The organism is Nonomuraea sp. NPDC049141 (genome assembly GCF_040648415.1).
Taxonomy (GTDB): Bacteria; Actinomycetota; Actinomycetes; order Streptosporangiales; family Streptosporangiaceae; genus Nonomuraea.
Map to the genome: position 1 here is coordinate 1 of NZ_JBEZDR010000112.1, position 2775 is coordinate 2775.

Consider the following 2775-nt stretch of genomic DNA (forward strand, 5'->3'; position numbering starts at 1 on the left):
GTACCAACCAGGGATTCTGCGGATTACTCCCTCATTCTTCTGGGCTTCTCGCTTCTCGTAGAGATCGCGGTACTCTTTGGTAGCATGGCCGAGGCTCCTTTGCGCACCCTCGCCGTAGGCTACTAGAGGAGCGAGGCTGGTCAATTCACTAAGGTAGCTAATTCGATAGTCCGCATCCTCCAGGTTGTGCTTCAGATTGGATTTGATGCCGACCGTGACGAGTCCGGCCGTCCGGCCGAGTGCGATACCCTCGGTCATGTCGTCCACCATGACCGTGCGAGAGGGTTCCGCTTCCAGGTCCCTGAGGATCCCCCAAAGCGCTGCAGGGTCCGCTTTCGGCGCCGAAGTTCCCGACGCGGCTACGATGACCTGGAAGTATTTCGCCCAGTCATACCGTTCGGCTGCGCTCATGACACACGAACGTAGCTGATTACTTAGAACCGCCATCCGAACGCCAGCCGAATGCAGTTCGGCGAGAACCTCTGCTGCGCCAGGTATTGGATGAACTCGACCGATTCGCTTCTTGTATTCGCGCTCGAACGTCTGCGCAGCGCGTCGCATTCGCCTTCTCGAAACCCCCTGCTCAACATAGAGATCAATCCATCTCACTCCAACCCGTTGTTTCCACTCGTGTTCAGTCAGCGGCGCCCCGCCCAAGAGCGCGATCGCGCTAACGTGCGCTGCCGCCGTGGCGTCGATCTCATCGACCAGCGTTCCCGACCAGTCGAATATGACCGCATCAGCAAGACGCCCTGACGCTCGATGCATGGATAGACCATACGCGATATGGAACACGAGATCGACCGCGCGACATGCCAAAATTCGGGGTCTACTCCCGTTTGGATTGTGAACCGGGCGAAGGTGGGTCCCGGCTTCGGAAGGCGCCGGTAACGGCGCTACCGCTAGACAGGCTCGACAAGACCTAAGCCTCCCTAAGGGACGTCTCGTAACTGGGTGGAGGCGTTGCCCGGCACCGGCCCGGCGTTCAGCCGGCCAGGATGATGTTGTGGAGGTTGGCGATGCCGGACGCGGCGTCGGTCAATGTGTGGGCGGCGCGGCGGTAGTCGCGCAGGATCTTGAAGCACTTCATCCTGGCCAGGGCGTGTTCGACCCCTGCTCGGACGGTGCGGTGTTCGACGTTGAGGGCTTCCTTCCAGTCCGGCAGGTCGCTGCCGTCGGTGGGCTTGCGGTACGGGATGATCACCTCGGGGTTGCCGCGGTAGCCGCCGTCGGCCATCACCGGCCGCCCGTCGAGCTTCTCGGCGATGCCTGAGGTGCGGTAGACGATGGTGTCGTTGCGGTTGCCGGGCTGCGGGTCGCCGACGGCGATGACCAGGCGGGTGCTGGCGTCGATGGCGACCTGCAGGTTGGTGGAGTAGCGGTAGTTCTTGCTCCGGGCGGCCAGGCGGTGATCGCGGGTGGGGACCAGCGTCCCGTCGACGATCGCGATCTGCTCGACCGGCCGCTTACGCACCGGCGCCAGGGCCAGCAGCGGCGCGAGGGTGTCGATGACCCGGTGCGCGGCGGAGTGCGACACCCCGAACAGCGGGCCGATCTGCCGCATCGTCAGGTTCGTACGCCAGTACGCGGCGACCAGCAACACCCGATCCGGCAGGTCGAGGGCCCACTGCCGGCCCGGCCGGCCGTCGGCGATGCCGTCACCGCCGCGCTCGGCGACCAGCCGGACCAGCGTACGGAACTGGGCGGGCTGCAGCCCGGTGAACGGGAAGATCCACTCCGGGCGGGCTGCCGAGATCACCTGCACCCAGGCATCTTGACCGACCATCCTCAACGGACAGACACCGGGGTTACGAGACGTCCCTTAGAGGATCGCTAGGGTCGCGGCTGAACACTCGGCGAACTTGCTAACCAGGGCGATCGCAGTAGCCCAGTCACCGCGCCTCGGCCGCTTCCGCCGATGCCTGGTCGAACCGCGCTGTCATCTGTCATCACACCAGTATGGTCCGACCGTCGCGGTGCATTCTGCTGCCGCATCCGGCGCAATGAACTGCCGCGCGGCTCTACCGGCTCTCGGCGGCGCTGGTGACTCCGGCGGCGTGACGAAACGCGAGGAGGTCAGCCGCGTCGGGCAGTTTGATCGGTGGGTCAGTTGCTCGCACCGCCATTAGGTCGGTCATCGTGCCACGGCGGATCGTAGCGTCGATCTTCCGGCGGGTGTCGGCCGGCAGGCGTTCCCAGGCTGCGGCAGCGGCGCAGAGATGACACGGGACGCCGACACGTTCAGCAACACTCGTCGCACAGCGATCGCCGCGGCCGGGACAAAGCTAGTCGAGTACGCGGTCCAGTCTTGGGTCCTGGGCTGTTCCTGCCAACTGGGGAAGATCCCCCGCGCGGACTTCTGATCCAGCTCATGTCGTTCGTCCGCGCCCTTGACCAGCCGCGCGCTCATGCCGCCGTCCGCGTCCGCACGCGCTGACAGAATGAGGGCGATCACTCTCGGTAGCGCGCCTCTGGGTCGAACGAGCTTCCTGAATTGCCGATGAGAATGTGTCTTCACGAATTTGGCTCAGCAAAGCATTTTGCCGATGCGGCAGGTCATATATGGGGCGCCGGTCCCGCACCTGACGACGGCTGCCTCTTTCCGACGTATCCACTGAACTTTTCGGGCACTCCATCGCCCCAGCGAACGCTCCGCGAGCCTTCTCGCCCGGAAGAGTCGGCGTGCACCGATTTTCGGCACTCCATATGACAATACCATTGAAGGCAAGATGATGGTGTCGCTCGCATGGCGAGGTCAGGCGAGCGACACCATCG

Annotated in this window: 2 protein-coding genes; both read right to left on the minus strand. The window is 64.1% G+C overall.

Features of this window, described 5'->3' with window-relative positions; all coding sequences use genetic code 11:
- The coding region (locus AB0B91_RS64825; RefSeq protein ID WP_358342958.1) for an HAD family hydrolase at positions 1–768 on the minus strand (768 nt) is incomplete at its 3' end.
- A 217-nt stretch (positions 769–985) separates the two neighbouring features.
- Positions 986–1765 (minus strand): transposase family protein, encoded by a 780-nt coding sequence (locus AB0B91_RS64830; protein WP_358342960.1) that lies wholly within the window; start codon positions 1763–1765, stop codon positions 986–988.
- Positions 1766–2775: the final 1010 nt, after the last annotated feature.